The organism is Spirillospora sp. NPDC048911 (assembly GCF_043198015.1).
In the GTDB taxonomy this organism is placed as follows: Bacteria; Actinomycetota; Actinomycetes; order Streptosporangiales; family Streptosporangiaceae; genus Spirillospora.
The window spans coordinates 376,914-396,333 of record NZ_JBICUD010000003.1 but is presented as its reverse complement, the minus strand read 5'-3'; the positions used below and the strand labels follow the sequence as shown (position 1 = coordinate 396,333).

At 70.2% G+C, this 19,420-nt stretch carries 18 protein-coding genes; 7 read left to right on the top strand and 11 right to left on the bottom strand.

Annotated features, from left to right (window positions below; all coding sequences use genetic code 11):
• The 5 genes from ACGFNU_RS15960 to ACGFNU_RS15940 form a co-directional block, all read right to left on the bottom strand.
• Entirely contained in the window at positions 1 to 372 is a 372-nt protein-coding gene (locus ACGFNU_RS15960; RefSeq protein WP_392594116.1) for a DUF742 domain-containing protein, read from the bottom strand.
• The gene (locus ACGFNU_RS15955) at positions 369 to 794 is read right to left on the bottom strand and encodes a roadblock/LC7 domain-containing protein (RefSeq protein ID WP_392594114.1); all 426 of its coding nucleotides are present in this window, start codon (positions 792 to 794) and stop codon (positions 369 to 371) included. The genes ACGFNU_RS15960 and ACGFNU_RS15955 overlap by 4 nt, the downstream gene beginning before the upstream one ends.
• 3 nt (positions 795 to 797) lie before the next feature.
• On the bottom strand, positions 798 to 2,273 hold the full coding sequence (locus ACGFNU_RS15950; RefSeq protein WP_392594112.1) for an ATP-binding protein: 1,476 nt from the start codon (positions 2,271 to 2,273) through the stop codon (positions 798 to 800).
• Positions 2,274 to 2,502: 229 nt separating this feature from the next.
• The gene (locus tag ACGFNU_RS15945; protein WP_392594111.1) at positions 2,503 to 4,233 is read right to left on the bottom strand and encodes a 3-deoxy-7-phosphoheptulonate synthase; all 1,731 of its coding nucleotides are present in this window, start codon (positions 4,231 to 4,233) and stop codon (positions 2,503 to 2,505) included.
• Positions 4,234 to 4,326: 93 nt separating this feature from the next.
• A complete protein-coding gene (locus tag ACGFNU_RS15940) occupies positions 4,327 to 5,748 on the bottom strand; it encodes an NAD(P)/FAD-dependent oxidoreductase (RefSeq protein WP_392594109.1) in 1,422 nt (473 codons plus the stop codon).
• Between the two features lie 525 nt (positions 5,749 to 6,273).
• Between ACGFNU_RS15940 and ACGFNU_RS15935 the strand changes: the two genes are divergently transcribed.
• The 4 genes from ACGFNU_RS15935 (at position 6,274) to ACGFNU_RS15920 (ending at position 11,470) form a co-directional block, all read left to right on the top strand.
• Complete coding sequence (locus tag ACGFNU_RS15935) at positions 6,274 to 7,317, top strand: hypothetical protein (RefSeq protein WP_392594107.1); 1,044 nt, start codon at positions 6,274 to 6,276, stop codon at positions 7,315 to 7,317.
• Between the two features lie 475 nt (positions 7,318 to 7,792).
• Positions 7,793 to 10,270 carry a PQQ-dependent sugar dehydrogenase gene (locus ACGFNU_RS15930; RefSeq protein ID WP_392594105.1) on the top strand — a complete coding sequence of 826 codons (2,478 nt, stop codon included), beginning with the start codon at positions 7,793 to 7,795 and terminating at the stop codon, positions 10,268 to 10,270.
• 12 nt (positions 10,271 to 10,282) lie between these two features.
• On the top strand, positions 10,283 to 11,119 hold the full coding sequence (locus tag ACGFNU_RS15925) for a sugar phosphate isomerase/epimerase family protein (RefSeq protein ID WP_392594103.1): 837 nt from the start codon (positions 10,283 to 10,285) through the stop codon (positions 11,117 to 11,119).
• Positions 11,120 to 11,185: 66 nt separating this feature from the next.
• On the top strand, positions 11,186 to 11,470 hold the full coding sequence (locus ACGFNU_RS15920) for a hypothetical protein (RefSeq protein ID WP_392594101.1): 285 nt from the start codon (positions 11,186 to 11,188) through the stop codon (positions 11,468 to 11,470).
• 107 nt (positions 11,471 to 11,577) lie between these two features.
• Here the strand turns inward: ACGFNU_RS15920 and ACGFNU_RS15915 are convergent, their stop codons facing one another.
• On the bottom strand, positions 11,578 to 11,775 hold the full coding sequence (locus tag ACGFNU_RS15915; RefSeq protein WP_392594099.1) for a DUF6924 domain-containing protein: 198 nt from the start codon (positions 11,773 to 11,775) through the stop codon (positions 11,578 to 11,580).
• A 570-nt stretch (positions 11,776 to 12,345) separates the two neighbouring features.
• Here ACGFNU_RS15915 and ACGFNU_RS15910 point away from each other — a divergent pair.
• Both ACGFNU_RS15910 and ACGFNU_RS15905 read left to right on the top strand, forming a co-directional pair.
• On the top strand, positions 12,346 to 13,104 hold the full coding sequence (locus ACGFNU_RS15910) for a hypothetical protein (protein WP_392594097.1): 759 nt from the start codon (positions 12,346 to 12,348) through the stop codon (positions 13,102 to 13,104).
• Between the two features lie 359 nt (positions 13,105 to 13,463).
• Positions 13,464 to 13,775 carry an antibiotic biosynthesis monooxygenase family protein gene (locus tag ACGFNU_RS15905; protein ID WP_392594095.1) on the top strand — a complete coding sequence of 104 codons (312 nt, stop codon included), beginning with the start codon at positions 13,464 to 13,466 and terminating at the stop codon, positions 13,773 to 13,775.
• 171 nt (positions 13,776 to 13,946) lie between these two features.
• Here ACGFNU_RS15905 and ACGFNU_RS15900 read toward each other — a convergent pair whose 3' ends face one another.
• Positions 13,947 to 14,249 (bottom strand): hypothetical protein, encoded by a 303-nt coding sequence (locus ACGFNU_RS15900; protein WP_392594093.1) that lies wholly within the window; start codon positions 14,247 to 14,249, stop codon positions 13,947 to 13,949.
• A 571-nt stretch (positions 14,250 to 14,820) separates the two neighbouring features.
• Here ACGFNU_RS15900 and ACGFNU_RS15895 point away from each other — a divergent pair.
• The gene (locus tag ACGFNU_RS15895) at positions 14,821 to 15,156 is read left to right on the top strand and encodes a hypothetical protein (protein WP_392594091.1); all 336 of its coding nucleotides are present in this window, start codon (positions 14,821 to 14,823) and stop codon (positions 15,154 to 15,156) included.
• Between the two features lie 301 nt (positions 15,157 to 15,457).
• On the opposite strand, the gene ACGFNU_RS15890 is transcribed toward ACGFNU_RS15895, so the two are convergent.
• The 4 genes from ACGFNU_RS15890 to ACGFNU_RS15875 all read right to left on the bottom strand — a co-directional run bounded on the left by ACGFNU_RS15890 (position 15,458) and on the right by ACGFNU_RS15875 (position 19,406).
• Positions 15,458 to 15,991: a hypothetical protein gene (locus tag ACGFNU_RS15890; RefSeq protein WP_392594090.1), complete on the bottom strand. Its 534-nt coding sequence runs from the start codon at positions 15,989 to 15,991 to the stop codon at positions 15,458 to 15,460.
• A complete protein-coding gene (locus ACGFNU_RS15885) occupies positions 15,988 to 17,439 on the bottom strand; it encodes a sensor histidine kinase (protein ID WP_392594088.1) in 1,452 nt (483 codons plus the stop codon). The genes ACGFNU_RS15890 and ACGFNU_RS15885 overlap by 4 nt, the downstream gene beginning before the upstream one ends.
• Positions 17,436 to 18,134: a response regulator gene (locus ACGFNU_RS15880; RefSeq protein WP_392594087.1), complete on the bottom strand. Its 699-nt coding sequence runs from the start codon at positions 18,132 to 18,134 to the stop codon at positions 17,436 to 17,438. The genes ACGFNU_RS15885 and ACGFNU_RS15880 overlap by 4 nt, the downstream gene beginning before the upstream one ends.
• Positions 18,135 to 18,233: 99 nt before the next feature.
• Positions 18,234 to 19,406 carry an acyltransferase family protein gene (locus tag ACGFNU_RS15875; protein ID WP_392594085.1) on the bottom strand — a complete coding sequence of 391 codons (1,173 nt, stop codon included), beginning with the start codon at positions 19,404 to 19,406 and terminating at the stop codon, positions 18,234 to 18,236.
• Positions 19,407 to 19,420 lie beyond the last annotated feature (14 nt).

Genomic DNA, 19,420 nt, shown 5'->3' with positions numbered 1-19,420 from the left:
TCAGATCCTGGAAAGCCCATCGATCACCGCCTCCAATACCGCGGCCTCGGGGAAGGCCGCCGCCGACGCGGGCGCCCGGACCTCCACCTGCCCGCCGTCGATCAGGTCGCCGACCAGCACGCCGACCATGCTCGCGGGCAGGGACAGGTACGCGGAGATCTCGGCGACCGACAGCGGGTTGGCGCACATCCGGCGGATGGCCGCCTGCTCCGGGTGCGCGCCGGGTCCGGGTGCGCCGCGGGCCACGATCAGCGCCACGAGGTCGAGGGCGACGCGTTCGGCCGGGCGGTTCCGGCCTCCCGTGACCACGTAGAGCCGCTCCGGGCCGCCCTCCGCCGGGCCGCGCCGGGCGCGTGGGCTTCCATCGCTCATGCGACCGGCCCGCTCGAACGCGGTGCGCTGCTCAGGTGCTCTCCGATGCGGGCCACGAGGTCGCGCATGCGCTGCCCCATCAGGCCGGCGTCCACCCCTTCGTCGGCGAGCACCGCGAGGTAGGCGCCCTGCCCCGCCGCCATCAGGTAGAAGAAGCCGCCGTCGACCTCGATCACCACGAGCCGCATCCGGCCCTCACCGTGCGGGAACTCCGTGCCGATCGCCGCCGCGAGGCTCTGCAGCCCCGCGCACGCCGCCGCCAGGCGGTCACCGGTGTCCGAACCGCCGCCCGCCCCCGTGACCGCGCTGAACTCGGCGATGCTGAGCCCGTCCGACGACAGCACCACGACGTGCCGTGTCTGGGGAACGCTGGTCGCCAGGTCCTTGAGGATCCAGTCCATGTTCATGTGGTGCGGTGCCATCGGCTACTCGTCCTTACCTGGAGACGCTTCGCCCGCCGGACGGCCGGCGTCTTCCGTGGAGGATGTTCCGGTGATTCCCTCGTGGAACTCGGCCAGCCAGATCCCGGGCTGCACGGGCGTTTCCGCTGGCTTCTCGGCTCGCGGGCCCGGCGGAGCGGAGACTGGGCCGGCGACCGGGCCAGGGACCGGACCGGGCACGGGACCGGAGACCGGATCGGTGATCTGGACCGGCCCGGGCAGGGGGGCACCGCGGCGGCGCTGCCGCTGGGGCAGTCCGTTGGTCCGGCGCGGCACCGCGTCCGCCGCCTCGTCGTTCGCGGCCCCGGCCGGCCGGGCGGGCACCGCGGGCCTCGGCCTCGGCGGCGGGAGCGAGGCGGCGCGGGCGATCTGGCCGCCGGGGACGGGGTTCACGGTGACCAGGTCCTTCGGCACGGTCAGCACCGCGCGCACGCCCCCGTAGGCGGACGGGCGCAGCGCCACCGTGAAGCCGTTGGCGCGGGACAGCCGGCCGACGACGGCCAGCCCGAGCCGCGGGGTCTCGCCGAGGTCGTCCAGGTCGAGGCCCGCCGCAGCCTGCGCGAGCGCCGTCTCGGCGCGGACGCGGGCCTCCTCGGTCAGGCCGATCCCCGCGTCCTCGATCTCCACCGCCACCCCGGTCTGGACCTCGACCGCGGTCAGGTGGACGCGGGCCTGCGGCGGCGAGTAGCGGGTGGCGTTGTCGAGCAGCTCGGCGAGCGCGTGGATCAGCGGCTCGACGGCGGGCCCGACGACGGCGAACTCGGCGACCGAGTGGAGGTCGACACGGTCGTAGTCGGCGATGCGCGACATCGCGCCCCGGAGCACGTTGAACAGGGGGACGTCCTGGCGCCACTGGCGGCCGGGCCGCGCGCCGCCGAGGACGGCGATGCTGTCGGCGAGCCGCCCGATCAGCGCGGTGCCGTGGTCGAGATGGAGAAGGTCGCCGAAGACCTCGGGGTCGTCGCCGTGCTTGTCCTCCATCTCGCGCAGGTCCTGTGCCTGCTGGTGGACGATGGCCTGGACCCGGCGGGCGATGTTCACGAACGCCCGCTGGGCGGAGTCGTGGAAGCCCTCCTGGGCGTCCACCACGTCGAGCACCGATCTCAGCACGGCGTGGTGGGCGTCCCTCAGCTCCAAGTCGAGGCCCGGCGAGGAGAGCAGCTCGCCCAGCGCCTCCTCCGCGAGCGCGCCCTGCCGGAGGCGTTCGACCGCGGCGGGCAGCAGCTCTCTGGCGAGCCGGAGGGTCGCCGCCTCCTGGACGGCCAGCCGGCGCCGCAGGCCGGCCATCTCCGCGGCGTGCACGCGCTCCATTCCGGAGATCGTGCGATCTCTGCGCACCTCGGCCCAGAGGGCCAGCGCGGCGGCCACGACGCCGCTCCCCAGGACGGCCACCTGCGCGTCGTCGGACACCAGCCACGCCGCGAGCACCAGGACGACCAGGAACACGAGCAGAAGGGACAACCACGTGGGGGAGGGGAAAGTCCGCCTTCCCGGCGACGAACCGGATCGGGCCATTGGCACATCCTCGGTTGAACGTGGAGAGGAATAATCGAACGTGGTGAGGAATAGCGCCCCTTTGTGGGAAGAAAGGGGGCGTTGGGAGGCCGACAGTATCCGCGCCGACCAGACCGCGCAACCGATTCCCGGCACGTCGAAAATGTGGGTATTTGGGGGGAGTTGTGGCGGAAAATTAGCCGCTTTCTCCGGCGTTCTTCCTGGCCATTGCCTGATGGCGCAGTTCGCGCATAACCAAGATCAGGAATTCCAGGGTCTGGGCGGGATCGAGGCGAGGATCGCATTCGGTGACGTCCTCCGCCGCGGCCTCCAGATGGACTCCTCCGGCGGTGGTGCCGAGGTCGCGATGGACGCGGAAGAACGCCCGGATCTCTTCGGTGATGTCCTCGAGAAGGTGGAACTTCCGCCCTTCTCCGGTGGTCCGCGTGTCGCCGTGCGTCGGATCGCACATCCAGGTGACGGGAACCCCCGCCGCGGCCTGGACGAGGGGAGGGAGCAGCTCGCCGACCCGCGCGGCGCCCAGACGGGCGACGAGGGTGAGCCTGCCTGGGAGCTTGTACGGGTTGAGCACCGAGCACAGCGCCGCGACGTCCTCTGGACGCGCGGAGGGGCCCAGCGTGACCGCGATCGGGTTGCGGATCCGCGCGGCGAAGGCGATCTGCGCGTGCCGGAGGTCGCGGGTCCGGTGACCCAGCCGCAGCAGGTGGGCCGAGGAGTCCCACCATTCGCCCGCGGTGGTGCGGCGGGTGAGCGCCTCCTCGTACGGCAGCGTCAGCGCGTCGTGGGAGGTGTAGATCGGCGGGACCAGGGAGTGCAGGCATCGCGACCGCGGCGGGACGTCCAGTGCGGCCGTGAGCAGGTGGCCGATCTCGCCGATGAGGCCGGTGGCCGCTCCCGGCGCGACCGCGGCGGCGATGATCTCCTTGATCGCGCGGCCGGGCGGGTGCGGGTGAGCGCGCAGATGGTTGAGCGTGGCCAGGGCCACCACTGGCCGGCCGGTGCCGACGCCCAGGAGGGCCGCTCCGACAGTGAGCAGGGCCTGGCGGGCCCGGACGCGGCCGGGCGTGCATCCGGCGGACGTCTCGGCGCGGTCGCCCAGCTGCAGGACGAACGCGTCACCCGTCACGGTGCGGGCGAGTTCGGTGGTGAGCGCGCGGCATTCGTCGGGGCTGACGATCGGCGGGAGGTCATGGAGCCGCTCTACGCCCGCCGCCACCTGCGCGCGGGCGGGCGAGGGCGGCTGGTGGGCCGCGATCCGTCCGGTCTGCGCCGGGAAGGACGCCGTGCCGCCCCTGCCGCCGCAGAGGATCACCGGCCCGTCGCGCAGGTGGTCACGCTGCGGACGCGCTGGTGCGGGGGCCACCGCGCTGGTCACCGTGCCGGCCACCGCGCTGGGGACGTGGCGCGGGTTGAAGCACTCGCGGATGTGGCACCAGGGTTCGTCATCGATCAGCATGACGTAGGACCTGACCGCGCACGGCCGTCCCACCCCGCCGTGCCACCAGGTCGAGCGGCCGACGTGCAGGATCTCGCGGCGCTGCGGCACGCGCCGGCCGATCAGGCTGTGGCCGATGGGCGTGTCCAGGCTCGTGACGTCGCCGTAGAGCCGGCCGTCGGCCGCCGCGGTGGCGGCGATCACCTGGTTGAGCGACACCGGCGACAGGTCCGGATCGACCAGGCACGAGCGGCGGACGAGGGCCTCGCCGCCGCTTCCGAGCCCGAGCAGCGCGGTCACCTCGCCGGGGACGTCCGTGACCGGGACGAGGTCCTGGCGGAGGACCCGCACCTGGAGCCTGGTCGCCAGCATCCTCTCCAGCACCGGCGTGGTGAGGCCTTCGCCGGCCAGCAGCATCCGGGTGCCGGGATCGGTGAAGCGGGCCGCGGCCCGGCCGGTGGGGAGCACCATGTCGATTCCTGGTGGCTGATCGCGCATGGGGGATGGGACGGCGAGGGCACCGAGCCTCCGTGACGTGCACCGGTCACGGAGGCTCGGTCCGGCTCAGGTGAGTCGCGTCAAGCCCAGCCGGGGACTGGTGACGATATGGACGTCGCCCATGGCGGTGTCAGGGCCGAGCGGGTCGCGCCAGATGTTCCAGACGGGCGACATGTCCAGGCCGCCCATGTATTTCACGCTGGACTTGGCCGTGTGGTCCTGGACGTCCTCCGCCTCCTTGACGAGGGTGCCGGTCAGGGCGCGCCCACCGGTCTCGCTGGCTTCGCGCACGTCGGTGAGCCCGGTCGTGATCCGGGTGAACGACTGGATCGCGGCGTCGCCCGCGCGGCTGTCCTCGTGCACCAGGTCGTGGGCGTGGGAGAAGTACTCGTCCATCCCGATGTACTGCTCGTACATCCGGGACACCAGCACCAGGAACCGCGAGTACGCCCGCCGGTAGACGTAGTCGAAGAAGGCCAGCGCCCGCGTCTCCTCCATCTCTCCGCGCAGCGCGGTGGCGACGGCGGCGGAGCCGACCAGGGCCCCGTACTGGGCGAGGTGGACGCCGGTGGACAGCAGCGGATCGAGGAAGCAGACCGCGTCGCCGATCATGATGTGGCCGGGCCCGCAGAACCGCTCGGAGACGTACGAGTAGTCCTGCTCGGCGCGCACCGCGCCGTCGAGGACCGCCCCGTCCAGGACCCAGCTCATGTCCTTCGACCGCGCGAGCGTGTCGCGGTAGTAGGCCTCCAGCGAGGCGAACGACGGCCGCTCCTCGGCGAAGCAGCGCTTGTACGTGACGTGCCCGACGCTGAACCGGCCGTTGGTCAGCGGGATGTGCCAGAACCAGCCGTTGGGGGCCGAGACCACGTTGATGGCCCCCTCCGGCCCGCCCGGCAATGGCCGCGCGCCCTCCCAGTACCCCCAGGTCGCCACGTTCTGGAACACGTCGTGCGGGCTGCGCATGTCGAAGTGCTGGCGTGACAGCACCCCGGCGCGCCCGGACGCGTCGACGAGGAAGTCGAACTCGGTGCGGTGGACGGACGCGTCCCCCTGCCGCACCCAATGCGCGGCGACCGGACGGTCGCCGTCGAACTCGACGCTCCTGACCGTGGCGCCCTCGATGACCTCCGCCCCCTGCTCGGCCGCGTTGCGCAGCAGGATCTCGTCGTAGGAGGCGCGGTCGACCTGCCATGACCAGGCGTCGGCGTCGACGAGCTTGCTCCAGTCGAGGTGCCACTTGTCCTTCTGCCAGTGGAAGACCCCGCCGCGCTTGACCTGGAAACCGTGGTCGCGGACCTTGTCGAACGCGCCCGACAACCGCAGGGTCGGCAGGCACGAGGCGAGCAGGGACTCGCCGATGTGGTAGCGCGGGAAGTTATCTCGTTCGAGCAGGAGCACCTGCAGGCCGGCCTTGGCGAGCAGCGCGGCGGCGGTGGAACCGGCCGGGCCTCCTCCGATGACCAGGATCTGGGAGCTGGCGTTCATTGTGCTGACCTCCTTTGGACCGGCGCGGGTCCTCGCTCTGGTCTCCTGAATCAAATATGAAACTTCTGATCCGGTGGACATTTAGCGATCATCAAGGCCGATTCGATAACTTCTTCCACCTCGCCCACAATGCTTGCGGCCACGCACCCGCCCAATACGCTTTCTGGTGATATGTATGCCTAATTGCACTAGAGCGATGTGCCTTGGCAGTGAGTTGATGTGTGCAGGCCGTAACCGGCGGGGTTCGGTCAATGGATCATTAGGATTCTGCGACTTCGCAGGCGGACGCTCCGAGGCGGCCGGAAAGCGCTTCTTCTTTTAGGTGACCCGAAAAGGGGCCTGTGACTTCGTAGAGTTATCGGGGCGGGCGTGGTGATCGGGGCCGTCGACTGGAAGGGAGGCATAGGTGTTCACGACGAGAACCCGCAGATCACCCGGTACATATCAAATTTGCCATTCAAACTGCGTGCGAAAGCGTTTATCCTTGCGAGCCTTCAGCGTCTGCCTGGTTCGAGAGGTGACCTCGTGCACGAGCGCTCCGTCCATCTCGTCGGCAGCTATCCGGCCGAAAACGTGCGCGAGGCGATGACCGTCGCCGTCCAGAAGGCCGGCCGGCACCTGCGAACGCTCGCGGACGGCGAGGTGGGCGAACGGCGCAACTGGGTCGTCCATATCGTCGAGACCTTCAGGAGCCGTCCCGACGTCGTCCTGCGCAAGAACGGCGACTGGTCGGCATACGACGACGTGCCGGTCTTCAAGATGAAGAAGGGCCACCGGCTCACCGCCGGCTCGCTCGACCTCGGCCACGTCCGGGACGCCGAGGAGAGCTACGCCGTCTTCAAGGAGATCCGCGCCGAGCACGGGCTGGACGGCCTGTCGTTCCAGGTCGGCATCCCGGGCGACCTCGATCTCGCCCTCTTCACCTTCGGGCCGGCCGCCGCCTTCACCCGGCGCGGGCCGTTCCGGGAAGCGCTCATCCGGGAGATCAACGAGATCGCCGGCCGGGGCGGCGACGACGTGCTCTTCCAGCTCGAGTTCCCGGTGGAACTGATCATGGTGACCACGGCGCCGGCGCCCCTGCGCGGCCTGGCGGCGCGCTTCCTCGCCCGCGGGATGACCCGGCTGGCCGCCGCGGCGCCGCCCGGCACCCGGTTCGGCGTCCACCTGTGCGTCGGCGACCTCAACCACAAGGCGCTGAAGCGGATGAAGTCCGCCGCGCCGCTGGTCGCGCTGACCAGCGCGCTGCTGCGGGCGTGGCCGGACGGCCGCGTCCTCGACTACGTGCACGTTCCCCTGGCCGCCGGCGACGAGCCGCCCACGCTGGAGCCCCGCTTCTACCGGGATCTCGGACGGCTCGCCCGGATGCCGCGAGACGTCCGTTTCATCGCGGGCCTGGCGCACGAGGAGCAGGGCCTGGCCGAGCAGCGGCAGGTGCTCCGCACGGTGGAGACCTTGCTCGGCCGCTCCGTCGACGTGTCACCGGCCTGCGGCTTGGGCAGGCGGACGCCGGAAGCGGCCGAACGCGCCCTTGCCCGCACCGTCGCCCTCGCTGAGCAGGCTGCTCACTAGAGGGGACTTTGTCTTTCCAGTGGTGAAAGTTCGCATCGCACTGCCGTAAGTCTTCTCAGGCCCGACAAAAGTATGTACGTTTGCGGCGTGAGATCCCCGAAGGGGAGGCGTGATGCGGATGAGGGCTCGTCCCCGGAACCAGCAGTGGCCACGCCTGCCGCGTGCGCGGGGTGACATCGGACCGCGCTCCCGCGCCGGGCTCCGCGACCACATGAGATCGTCCGGCCGTCGGCCCATCGGCGATCGCGTGTTCGCCGCCCCCTGACCCCCGTGGGCACGCCACGGCGTCAGGCGCCGAGGCGGCCCCCAGACGGACACCGGTGGAGCCCGGATAGCCCCCGGACTCCACCCGGCGCCCGGCGCTCAGAAGGGCGCCGCACTCGCCGGAAGGAGTGATCGACGACATCGACTGATCCGGCCGCATGCCGACTCGACCCGATCCGTGACCCCCCAACGGTGAGGAGTACACAGCATCATGTCCGACTACGTAGGGTCAACCCTGCGGCGACCCCACCCCGCCGCGGCGGCCCTGGTGGCCCTGATGATCGCTTCGGTGAGCCTGGTCGCCATGACCGTCCGTACGGCGTCCGCCCAAGCGCCCCCCGAGCACTTCTACCCCTACGCGCTCGCGCAGGGGCCGGCGGAAGTGGGCGAGCCGATCGCGTTCGACCCGCTGCCCGACGGCTCGGTCCTGCACACCTCGCGCGACGGGGTGCTCCGGCTGACCGACTACAACGGCCGCACGAGCGTCGCCGCCCAGTTGCCCGTCTACAGCCATGACGAGGACGGCCTCCAGGGAGTGGCCGTCGACCCGGGCTTCACCCAGAACCGGTGGGTCTACCTCTACTACGCTCCCCGGCTCTCCACCCCGTTGACCGACGCGCCCACCGAGGGCGACGAGGCGGCGTTCGCGCCGTACAAGGGCTACAACCAGCTGTCCCGCTTCAAGCTCAGCGCCGGCGGCGTCCTCGACACGGCCGGCGAGCAGAAGATCTTGCAGGTCCCGACGGACCGGGGCATCTGCTGCCACGTCGGCGGTGACATCGAGTTCGACGCCGCGGGGAACCTGCTGCTGGCGACCGGCGACGACTCCAACCCGTTCCAGTCCGACGGCAACACCCCGATCGACGAACGGTCGAACCGCAACCCCGCCTTCGACGCGCAACGGACCTCGGCCAACTCCAACGACCTGCGCGGAAAGCTGCTGCGGATCAAGGTCGCCGACGACGGCGGCTACACCGTGCCCGCGGGCAACATGTTCCCCGCCGGCACCGCCGCCACCAAGCCGGAGATCTACGCGATGGGCTTCCGCAACCCGTTCAAGATCTCCGTGGACAGGCGCAGTGGCGCCGTCTACGTCGGGGACTACGGACCCGACAAGAGCGACGACAGCACTCCCGAACGCGGTCCGCTGGGCCAGGTCGAGTTCGCCCGGGTCACCGGCCCCGGCTTCTTCGGCTGGCCGTACTGCACCGGCAACAACACTCCTGAGGACACCTACGGCGACTACGACTTCGCCACCGGAACCGTCGGGCCCAAGTTCGACTGCCAGAACGGCCCGGCCAACAACTCGCCCAACAACACCGGCATCAAGCAGTTGCCCAAGCCGGTGCCCGCCTGGATCCGCTACAGCGGGTGCGACAACCCCGACATGAACCCGCCGACCGGATGCTCGCAGTCGGAGTCCCCGATGATGGGGCCGGTCTACCAGTACGACGCCGCGTCCACCTCGCAGGTGAAGTTCCCCGCCGAGTACGACGGGCTGGCGTTCCTCGGCGAGTTCGAACGCCGCTGGATCAAGACGGCCGCCGTCGGCGCGGACGGCTCGCCGGGCACCGTCTCCAGCTTCCCCTGGCCGCTGAACTACAAGATCATGGACCTGGAGTTCGGCCCGGACGGCGCGCTGTACGTGCTCACCTACGGCGAGCAGTACTTCGCCAGCGACGACCACGCCGGGCTGTTCCGCATGGAGCACATCGGCACCACCGGACGCCGCCCCGAGGTCAAGGTCACCGCGGACCGGACGTCCGGCCGCAAGCCACTGAGGGTGCGCTTCTCCTCCGCGGGCACGTTCGACCCCGAAGGGACGGCGCTCACCTACAAGTGGGACTTCGGCGACGGAGCGACGTCCACCGCGCCGAACCCCCGGCACACCTACACCAAGCGAGGGCAGTTCACGCCCACGCTCACGGTGACCGACGCCAGCGGCAAGACCGCGACCGACAGCCTCGTCATCACCGTCGGCAACACCGCGCCTCAGGTGACCCTCAAGCTTCCCCGGAACGGGCAGCTCGTCAACTTCGGCGATGCCGTTCCCTACCGGATCGTCGTGCGGGACGCAGAGGACAGCCCCGTCGACTGCTCGAAGGTCAAGCTGACCTACCTGCTGGGCCACGCCACGCACCAGCACGCCCTCGCCGAGCAGCCGGGGTGTTCCGGCGTACTGCAGACACCGGACGACGGCGACCATGGCGCGGGGGAGAACATCTACGGCGTCTGGGCCGCCGAGTACACCGACAACGGCGGGCGTAAGGGAGTCGTGCCCCTCCAAGGAATCGACTCGCACATCACCCAGCCCAAGCACCGGCAGGCCGAGCACTACAAGCTCCAGTCCGGAATCACCACCGCCAACCGGACCGGTGCGCACGGCCAGGTCGTGAACAACATCGCGAACGGTGACTGGATCATGTTCGAGCCGTACTGGCTCGGCAACGTCACGTCCTTCACGGCGCGAGTGGCCGCCGGCACCGGCGGCACGCTGGAACTGCGCGCCGGGGCCCCGGACGGACGGCTGCTCGGATCGGCCGCCGTGCCCGCCGGCGGAACGGGCTTCTTCGACGTGACCGGCACCGTCTCACGCGCGCCACGAGAGGGCGGCAAGCTCTACCTCGTCTTCACCGGAGGCGCCGGGACCTTGTTCGAGTTCGACGACTTCACCTTCACGACGTCCTGAAAGGAAGACTCGATGAACGAGATCAACCGGCGCACCCTGCTGGGCGGTATGGCGGCAGGGCTGGGCACGGCCCTGCTGCCGGGCACCGCCGCCGCGAGCACGTTCGGACGAGTGCCGCGCGGCGCTATCAGCATCCAGCTCTACACACTCCGCTCGCTGCTCGCGGCGGACCTGGAAGGAACACTCGCCGCCCTGGCGCAGATCGGCTACCGGAAGGTGGAGCTGGCCGGCCTGCACGGCCGTACCCCCGCCGAGTTCCGCGCCATCCTCGACCGGTACGGGATCCGCGCGACGTCCAGCCACGTCGGCATCGACGGCGACTGGCAGCAGGCGCTGGCCGACGCCCGGACGCTCGGCAACCGCTTCATCGTCGCGCCGTTCGCCCAGTTCGCCACCGCCGACGAGTGGCGCGACTACGCCCGCCGGCTCAACGCCGCAGGCAAGGCCGCGCGCGCCGCCGGGCTCCGATTCGGCTACCACAACCACGCCCACGAGTTCCAGACGCTGCCGACCGGTGAGCGCCCCTGGGACATCATCACCGCGACCGACCGCCGGCTCGTCCATCTGGAGGTGGACCTCTACTGGGCGGTGACCGGCGGCCAGGACCCGGTCGACCTCATCCGCCGCAACCGCGGCCGCATCCTGCAGTTCCACTGCAAGGACCGGGCGGCGGACGGCTCGTTCACCGACCTCGGCACCGGCACCATCGACTTCCGGAGGATCTTCGCCCACTCCCGCGAGGCGGGAGTGCTGGAGTACATCGTCGAGCGGGACTCCCAGCCCGACCCGCTCAAGACGGCGAAGGTGGGCTACGACTACCTGCGCAACGTGCGTTTCAACTGCCGCTAGCACCTGACGGCCCGGTCCGCCCCGTCGGACCGGGCCGCCAGTTTCGCAAAGATCTAAGATCGACTCGTGGATGGTGGGCTCCGGTTCCGCAAAGCCTTGATGCAGGCCGATCGCGGCAACCCCGAGGCCGCGAAAGCCACACTGCGCAACCTGACGGCTGAGCTAGAACCTTCCCCATTGCAGGTACGAGCCATGGTCGTCCTAGGTGACCTGCTGAGTTCCGCCAGCGACCACGCCGCGGCCCGAGCCGTACTAAGCGAGGCCGTCACTCTGGCCGAATCTCTGGACAGCGATGACCTGCTGGCCTACGAAATGACCCAAGCCCGCGCCATCTTGGACCGCCTACCCTGACACTCGGAACAGCCGCTGCCACGCGTGCAGCTCCTCACTGAGACCGACATCAAGATCATCATCAAGCGCTTCCGTGGCGGAACACCGGCGTGGAAGTTGGCGGACGACTACGGAGTGGGCCTCACTACGCTCAAGAAGATCCTGAAAGACAACCGAGCGCGACCCTGTGATTTTCCTGGAAACGAATCTACGACAAACCAGCGCGGGGAAACTCGGAACGTCCGGCCAGGCTCGTCCAAGAGATCGACCGCCGGCAACAGACGCTCCGCCATAGCCACAGAATCGGCGAGGAACAGGAAGGTCACCTGCTCTTCCTCGGGTCATCCGGCTGGGGCAGGCTCATAAACACGATCATTTCACTCGGCGAAGGCCACAGGCAGTGACAGCACTCGCTGAATACAGACCACTCGATCACCGGGCCCTACCAGGGCTGCACCCCACAGTGGTCGGCGCCTGCCGTCGAGGATCCCGAGGTCCCCGCACTCACACGCCAGGAGTGCATCGAGACCCGGCAGGCGTACATCGCTTGGCTGGAGCGCGACTTCGGCCCCACGCCGCCCGAGTTCGGACGCAGCCCCATGGAGGACGCCGCTGACGTCATGATCGAGAACCCCGCCGCTGACCATGCAGGCACCAGGCCGCTGAACGACTCCAGCTCACTCAGCCGGAGCTGCACCCAACGCGGTTTGCCCGCCCCGGCCGGTTGGTTGACCGGATGGCGGCGTCAGGCCAACGGCTTTGGGGCTCGGCCCGGTCTTTCCTGTGCGGACGCGACCCATTGCGGATCGGGGACAGTCCCCGGCACCGGCGACGTTGACACCCGCCGGAACGCACCTCGATCATGAGCCGGAAACCGGAAAGGCGGCGGGCACACGGTGGGAATCTATGTCGGCATCGCCATCGTCGCCGTCCTTGTGACGGTGTCGGTGGTGCTGTACGTGATGAAGGGCCCGCAGTCGTTCATGGCAAGGGCCAGGCGCGACTTCGCGGAGACGCAGGAGGCCATCGACAGCGTCCTGGACCAGGATCTCCGCGACTTCGCGGCCAGGCTTGGGGCAGCAGAGCTCGACGGTCCGGCGATCGCGCGCGTCCACGACCGCCATCGGGCAGCGGCCGCGAGCGCTGAACGAGCCAAGGCCGCTGACGGGACGACCTACTGGCAAGAGGTGTCGGGCTGCACCGAGGCCCTCGCCGAGGCCGCCCGGGAACTGGCCGCGGCACAGGCGGCCGCCGCCGGGCAGCCCGTCCCGGTCAAGACCCCGCCATGCCTCTTCGACCCGGCGCACGGACCCTCCGTCAAGGACGTGGAATGGGCTCCGCGCGGTTCCCGGCCCCGTCCCGTACCGGCATGCGCCGCCGACGCGGTGCGGATCGCTGAGGGAGGCGCCCCCGACGTCAGGGTGGTGCCGCTCGGCGGCGCGGACGGCCACGCCCCGTACTTCGACGGCCACGGCGTCTACGTGTCCTGGCTGCTCGGCTATTACAGCGGCTTCGACCCCTATCTCACCGCCCGGGTGCTGGCGGGCACGCCCATCGGCGGCCACCTCCCCGATCACATCCGGTCGGCGCAGGGCGGCCGCACGACCCCGGAGATCGAGGCCGAGTTCGGGCACCACTGGCGGCACAGGGACTAGGTTTCCCAGAACCCGATCGGCACCCCAGCGGTCAGGATCTAGGGCGCGGTGCATGGCGGAGATATGGGTGTCGACTTCCGAAGTCCGTTGCACAGACCTCGAAGTCGTCTGCACACGAGCGCGGGTTGAGGCCAGCGCTTGAGGGCTCGATATGGTGAATGGGCCGGCCGCCGCCTCGGCATGCCTCGGCTCGTGCGCAAGGCCGTACCTGGGCGGCAGCGAGGACCCATCTCCGAACAGCCCTAACCCCGGCCCCTCTTGAGTCCGCGCGCGGGAGCGGTGGTTCCGGCCGCATGGGGGCAACGGCACCGCACCTCAAACCCGGTTGATCCAACGCGCCAGGCAGTACAAGGTGAAGCATGATCATGCGAATCTGGCGGACGCAGGTAGACCAGGCACGGGCAACGGAGTACGAGCGCTTCGCCGCAGAGGAGTCGCTGCCGATGTTCCGCGCACAGCGTGGATTCCTCGGGCTCCTGTTCGGGCGCCACGGCGGCGACTGCGTCGTCACCACACTCTGGGAAGACCATGCCGCAGCAGACGCACTTGAGGGCTCGGCGCACTATCAGGAGACCGTCGCTCGCATCACCGCTGCCGGCTTCCTGGCCGGCGAATCGGAGGTCGAGCGTTTCGAGGTGCATGGCAGTCACCTGCCGAGCAGCTCAAGGTAGCGACCGCGGCTCGCCACCGCACCGAAGATGCAAGGTAAGTCCGAAAAGATCGCTCTGCCCGCCGACCGGGTGTTCCGTCTGCTGCGCCTGTTGTGGCGATAGCCGAGCGGGGGCAATGCTTGGAATTGGAACCTGTGGATCTGCCGGGAAGGGGTGTGCCTTCCGGATCACTTAGCAGGTTTTCCAAGCAGGCCGACGCGGCCGGATCGTAGATCGATGAGATCGTGCGGGAGGGCGCCCGGCGAATGCTAGCCCAAGCAGGTAGAGGGGCGCGGTCCCGGTATCGAAGACCATCCGGTTGCGGGCAGCCAGGCCCGCGCGCAGCGTGGCGCTGCCGCCGAGGTAGGCCAGGTCCGCGCTGCGGCTGGTGACGACGAGACCAACTCCGGCGGGGCCGCCGTGGGCGACGATGTGCTCGGCCAGCCGGGTAGCTTCGGGATGGCCGGCGAACACCTCTTGCGCCTCGTCGATCAAAAGAGCGAGCCTGGTCGGCCCGGCGACCGATGCAGCCACCGGACCGCCGCCGCGCGTTGATCTCCCGGACGGCGGCGCGCAGCAGCCGCACCGTTTCCCCGGGGCTCTCGGCAATCTCCTCCGCAACCTGGCCAAAGACCTCCACCAGGTTGTGTCGCACCTGCGGATCGGCAGACCAAACGCGAAACCAGCCGGAGCACACCGTCTCCACGCTGATGATCCGCACGAGGCTGGTCTTGCCGGTGTCGCGGTCGCCGATGATCAGACCGTGGTGGACGCCCTCGTCCGGGGTGTGCAGCTGCCAGTCCGCATCCTGGTTGTCGACTCCCTGCCCGATCGAGAACCGGCCGGTGACCCGGGTTGTAGCGAGGGCCTTGATAGGTGAGCTCGTCAGGGATCTTCAGCCCCTTCCATTCCACCACGGCCCCAGCGACCAGGCCTGCCTGGCGGAGTTCGGCCGCTCGGCCGGTGGCTGTCCAGCTCCCGGTCTGCGGTGGCCGGACCAGCAACGGGAGCACGCATGGGGGAGCGGTGGTGAGTGGATTCCTCTCTCAGACCAGGCAGGGGAACGGTGCCCGTCTGCAACGTCGGACGAATTTCCGAGATCCGCACCATCCTCACCGAATACGCCTGGGCCACCGGCCGCACCAGCACCGGCGTCGGTGCCCGGTTCCGCCGCTTCCACCGCCGGTTCGGCATGAAGAGCGGCAAGAAGGCCGCGCCCGCCACCGCCCACACCGTCATCGTGATCATCTGGCATGTCCTGCGCGACCCGCAAGTGCGTGAGGAACTCGATCGCCTTTCCGACCAGAAGCTGATCGACCGATGCGCCGACCTGCCCTACAAGTCAGATTGGCGTCGACGAGAAGGCTCTGTCGCGTCTTGGGCTTCCTGTCAGGTTCACTGACGGCTCTGAAAGCCCGCTCACGTTCCGCGCCGTGATCGATCGGCTCGTTAGCTAGTCCCACGCGAGAGGCGCGGGACGATCGAGGGCGCGGCGCACGTGCGCCAGTTGACGACTCTGGAGCGCTATGTGCTGATCACCGTTCACGGGGTGCGGCAATTGACGGCCTGAGACGCGGACCTGAGAAATTGCCGAGGAGCAGAGCGGCGCTCGAACGCACCGATATGGCCTCGCAGCCGGATCGACCGGTGTACGACCAACGTGAAGGCGCCGGGGGCTTCCGCCCGGGCGGCACGTCCTGAGGTCAGCGGTTCGGCACGGGAACGACGTTGCCCGCCGCGTTGCATCGCACGATCCATATCGTCGAGTAGCCCGGCTCGTGGACTCGTACGTTCACCTCGGGGGGCGGCTTGCCGCCGGGCACCTCGGCGTTGGCCGCCGTACAGATGATCTGGCTGAGGCCGAGGCCGCCGCCGCCGTTCATGTTCGACACGGGCATCGGGAGGTACAGGTCCACGGCACCGTCGGCGGCGCGGGCAGTCAGGCGCCCGTGGAGCCGCGGCACCTCGGTGATCAGGCCACGGGCCCGTTCGGCCGTGTCGGGGCCCTTGAGGAGGAGGTCGAGGGTCTCTTGCGGGGTCGCGGACGCGTCCAGTTCGCGGGTCACGGCCTGAAGTCCGTACGGGCCCACAAAGTAGAGATGGGCATCGTGCGACAGGGAGCCCGCCTGCAGACCGGAGGCCGGGGCACCGGCCGGGACCGGGCCGGTGGAACCGACGCCGCAGCCCGCGGACAAGGCCGCCGACAAGGCGGCGAGCCAGGCGAGTTGGTGCTTCATGACGGATTCTCCCGCGAGAGCCCGTACGGGAGGGTCACGGTGAACACCGCGCCGCCGTCCGGGAGGTTGGCGGCGGTGAGGGTGCCGTGGTGCAGACGGACGTTCTCCATCGCGATGGCGAGCCCGAGGCCGCTGCCCTTGGAGCGGGTCCGCGCGGCCTCCGCCTTGTAGAACCGGTCGAAGACGTGCGGCAGAACCTCGTCGGGGATGCCGCGGCCGCGGTCGGCGACCCCGATCACAACGGCCCCCTCTGTGGTGGCCGCCCGGACGGTGACGGGCGGGGCGCCGTGTCGCAGCGCGTTGCCGATCAGGTTGGCCAGGACGACGTCGACGCGGCGTGCGTCGACCCGGATGCGCGGATCGTCCTGGGGAAGCTCGGTGATCACCTCGTGCGGTTCCCGCCAGCCGCGCAGCTGGAGCGTCTTGTGGACGACGGTGCGCAGGTTCACCTCGTCCAGGTGCAGGACCGCCGCGCCCGCGTCGAAGCGGGAGATCTCCATCAGGTCCTCCACCATGCCGGCCAGCTTGCGGGTCTCGTCGCTGATGAGCAGGACCGCGTCGGCGGTGTCGGGAGGCAGCGTGCCGGAGCGGGCGTCCTCCTCGAGGGCGTCGGTGACGGCGGCCATCGCGGCGAGCGGAGTGCGCAGTTCGTGCGAGACGTCGGCGGCGAACCGGCGGGCGTTGGCTTCCATACGGCGTAGTTCGGTGTCGTCTCGCTCCAGCGCGGCGGCCATGGTGTTGAACGTGCCGGTCAGCGCGGCGAGTTCGTCGTCGCCGACCACGTCCAGGCGGGTGTCCAGGGCACCCGAGGTGATCTTCTCGGCCGCCGTCCGCAGCTGTCGTACCGGACGCAGCACCCGGCGGGCGGCGAACAAGGCGGGCACGACGGCGAGGGCGAGCGCGGGCACGGCCCCCGCCCAGGCCGCAGTGATCAGCGCGGAGATGTCGGCCCGTTCGCCGTGCAGCGAGAGAACCGCGTAGACGACGAGCCCGGACGGTTTCCCCGCACCTTCGCCCCGCCCGGTGCGGCTCACCGGCATGCCGATGACAAGCCGGGCCTCACCGGCGTGCTCCTCGCGCTCGTAGAAGGTCTTGTCGCCGTCCTTGATCGCGGCGCGCAGGGTGCTGCTGATCTCGCCCACGGTGCCGATGGGCGGGCCGCCGTTGCGGGAGACGGTGGTGCGCCAGCCGCGCGAGCCCGAGGCGCGGTCCAGCTGGCGGGCGAAGACGCGCAGGTCGGCGTCGGTGGGGTCGGGCGGCAGGTTGGGAACGAGCGAGTCGACCTGGAGGCGCAGGTCGTGGACGGCGCTGTTCTGGGTGCGGTCCAGGATCGCGCTGCGGGCCTGGCGAAAGGTGAGCGCCGCGGTGAGGAGCGCGCTGAGCAGGGCGACGAGGAGGAAAGCGACGACCAGGCGCGGGCGCAGGCCGCGGGGAAGCGCGAGTCTCATGCGGGCAGCGGGCCGAAGCGGTAGCCGAAGCCGCGCACGGTCTGGACGTACACCGGGTGGCGCGGGTCCTCCTCGATCTTGGCGCGCAGCCGCATCACGCAGGCGTCGACCAGACGAGCGTCCCCGAAGTAGCTGTGCTCCCAGACGTCCTCGAGCAACTGCTGGCGGCCGAAGGTCCGCTCCGGCGCGGCGCTGAGAAAGAGCAGCAGCTTCAACTCCGAAGGTGCGAGCGGGAGTTCCCGGCCGTGCTTGCGGACGATGAGCGCGCCGCGGTCGATCTCCAGATCGCCCGCGGTGGTGGGCCCCGCATCGGCGCCGGTGCCGGCCTGGGCGGGCGCGACGCGGCGCAGCACCGCGCGCATACGGGCCTCGATGAGCGCGGCGCTCCCGGGCTTGACGACATAGTCGTCGGCGCCCGCCTCCAGGCCGATCACGACGTCGATGTCGTCGCCGCGCGCGGACAGGATCACGATCGGCAGGCGGCTGGTCTCGCGGATGCGGCGGCACACCTCCAGGCCGTTCATGCCGGGCAGCATCAAATCCAGGAGTACGAGGTCGGGATTGAAGGCGGCCAGGGCCTCCAGACCGTCCTCACCGGTGCCGACCGCCTCGGTCTCGTGCCCGTTGCGAGACAGGCCCAGGACGACGCCGCGGCGCACGGCCGGATCGTCCTCGATCAACAGGACGCGGGTCATGGACAGGAACCCCTTCCACAGTGAGTGCGGCAATCCGGCATTCAACGAAGTATCAGGCAGTCGCGCACGGTACGGCCAAGCCGCCGCCCCCCACGCGGCTCACCTCAACTGACCGATGTCGACGGTGCCCGCGCCCGGCACCGGTGCGGGGATCACCGCCCACAACGCGACCCCGGTGAGAGCCAGTGCCGACACCGCGACCAGGCCGCGCCGGCCGCGTGCCCACCCCGAGCGGAACCGTACCGGATCCTCGACCAGCCGCTTCGTCGCCGCGGCGGCCACCAGCGACACCACGATCGCGACGGCTGCGCCGCCCCGGTCCCCGGGTCTGGAGATCCGGGGCAGCAACAGCAGATACACCGGCCAGTGCCACAGATACAGGCTGTAGGAGACCTCACCCAGGCGGCGCGGCAGGTGGCTGCCCGCGATCCGGGCCGCGCGGGTGCCAGGCACTTCGGCCATGACGACGATCAGCGCCGCCGCGGCCAGGGAGTGCAGGAAAAGGCCGCCCTGGAAGAGCAGCGGCGCCTTCTCTCCCTCGGTCACCGCCCACGCCACCGCGAGCGCGCACGCCAGGACCAGGCATGCCGGGTCGGCCACGCGGCGCGGCACCCGGCGCGCGAGATCGCGTACCGGCGCGGTGGCCGCGAGCGCCCCGAGCAGCAGTCCGGCCGCGCGGGTGTCGGTGCCCTCGTAGGCGCGGGTGGTGTCCACCGCGGCGCCGAGCCGGACGGTCAGAACGAGGCAGACCAGGGCACCCGACCCGGCGAGCAGGGCCACCATCCGCTCGCCGTACCGGCCACAGGCCACCACCACCAACGGCCAGGCCAGGTAGAACTGCCACTCCACGCCGATGGTCCACAGGTGGGCGAAGACCCGGGTGTCGGAGGCGTTCCAGTAACCGATCTGCTCGGTGATGTAGTGCCAGTTGACGGTCTGGGCCGCGACCCACGGCAGGTCGTCGAGCGCGAACCGCAGCTGGGCCGGGCTGCCCCAGACCCACGTCGCCGGCACGGTCACGACCGCCACACAGACCAGGGCGGGCAGCAGGCGGCGGGCACGGCGGCCCCAGAACGCGGCCAGGGCGATCCGGCCGTGCCCCGCCGCCTCACCGAGCAGCAGCCCGGTGATCAGGAACCCGGACAGGACGAAGAACAGGTCGACGCCGAGGAAGCCGCCGCGCAGCTGCCCGGCGTGGAAGAGCAGCACGGCCGCGACCGCGAACCCGCGCAGCCCGTCAAGTGCGGGGATGTGCGCACCACGCTCGGTCATGAGAGGTGCCGCTC

What these genes read in the sequence shown, in the direction of transcription:
- ACGFNU_RS15905 (WP_392594095.1), top strand. Translation starts at nt 13,464, where the DNA reads ATGATCATGCGAATCTGGCGGACGCAGGTAGACCAGGCACGGGCAACG.
- ACGFNU_RS15925 (WP_392594103.1), top strand. Translation starts at nt 10,283, where the DNA reads ATGAACGAGATCAACCGGCGCACCCTGCTGGGCGGTATGGCGGCAGGG.
- ACGFNU_RS15955 (WP_392594114.1), bottom strand. Translation starts at nt 794, where the DNA reads ATGGCACCGCACCACATGAACATGGACTGGATCCTCAAGGACCTGGCG.
- ACGFNU_RS15890 (WP_392594090.1), bottom strand. Translation starts at nt 15,991, where the DNA reads ATGAAGCACCAACTCGCCTGGCTCGCCGCCTTGTCGGCGGCCTTGTCC.
- ACGFNU_RS15940 (WP_392594109.1), bottom strand. Translation starts at nt 5,748, where the DNA reads ATGAACGCCAGCTCCCAGATCCTGGTCATCGGAGGAGGCCCGGCCGGT.
- ACGFNU_RS15875 (WP_392594085.1), bottom strand. Translation starts at nt 19,406, where the DNA reads ATGACCGAGCGTGGTGCGCACATCCCCGCACTTGACGGGCTGCGCGGG.
- ACGFNU_RS15885 (WP_392594088.1), bottom strand. Translation starts at nt 17,439, where the DNA reads ATGAGACTCGCGCTTCCCCGCGGCCTGCGCCCGCGCCTGGTCGTCGCT.
- ACGFNU_RS15930 (WP_392594105.1), top strand. Translation starts at nt 7,793, where the DNA reads ATGTCCGACTACGTAGGGTCAACCCTGCGGCGACCCCACCCCGCCGCG.
- ACGFNU_RS15880 (WP_392594087.1), bottom strand. Translation starts at nt 18,134, where the DNA reads ATGACCCGCGTCCTGTTGATCGAGGACGATCCGGCCGTGCGCCGCGGC.
- ACGFNU_RS15960 (WP_392594116.1), bottom strand. Translation starts at nt 372, where the DNA reads ATGAGCGATGGAAGCCCACGCGCCCGGCGCGGCCCGGCGGAGGGCGGC.
- ACGFNU_RS15945 (WP_392594111.1), bottom strand. Translation starts at nt 4,233, where the DNA reads ATGGTGCTCCCCACCGGCCGGGCCGCGGCCCGCTTCACCGATCCCGGC.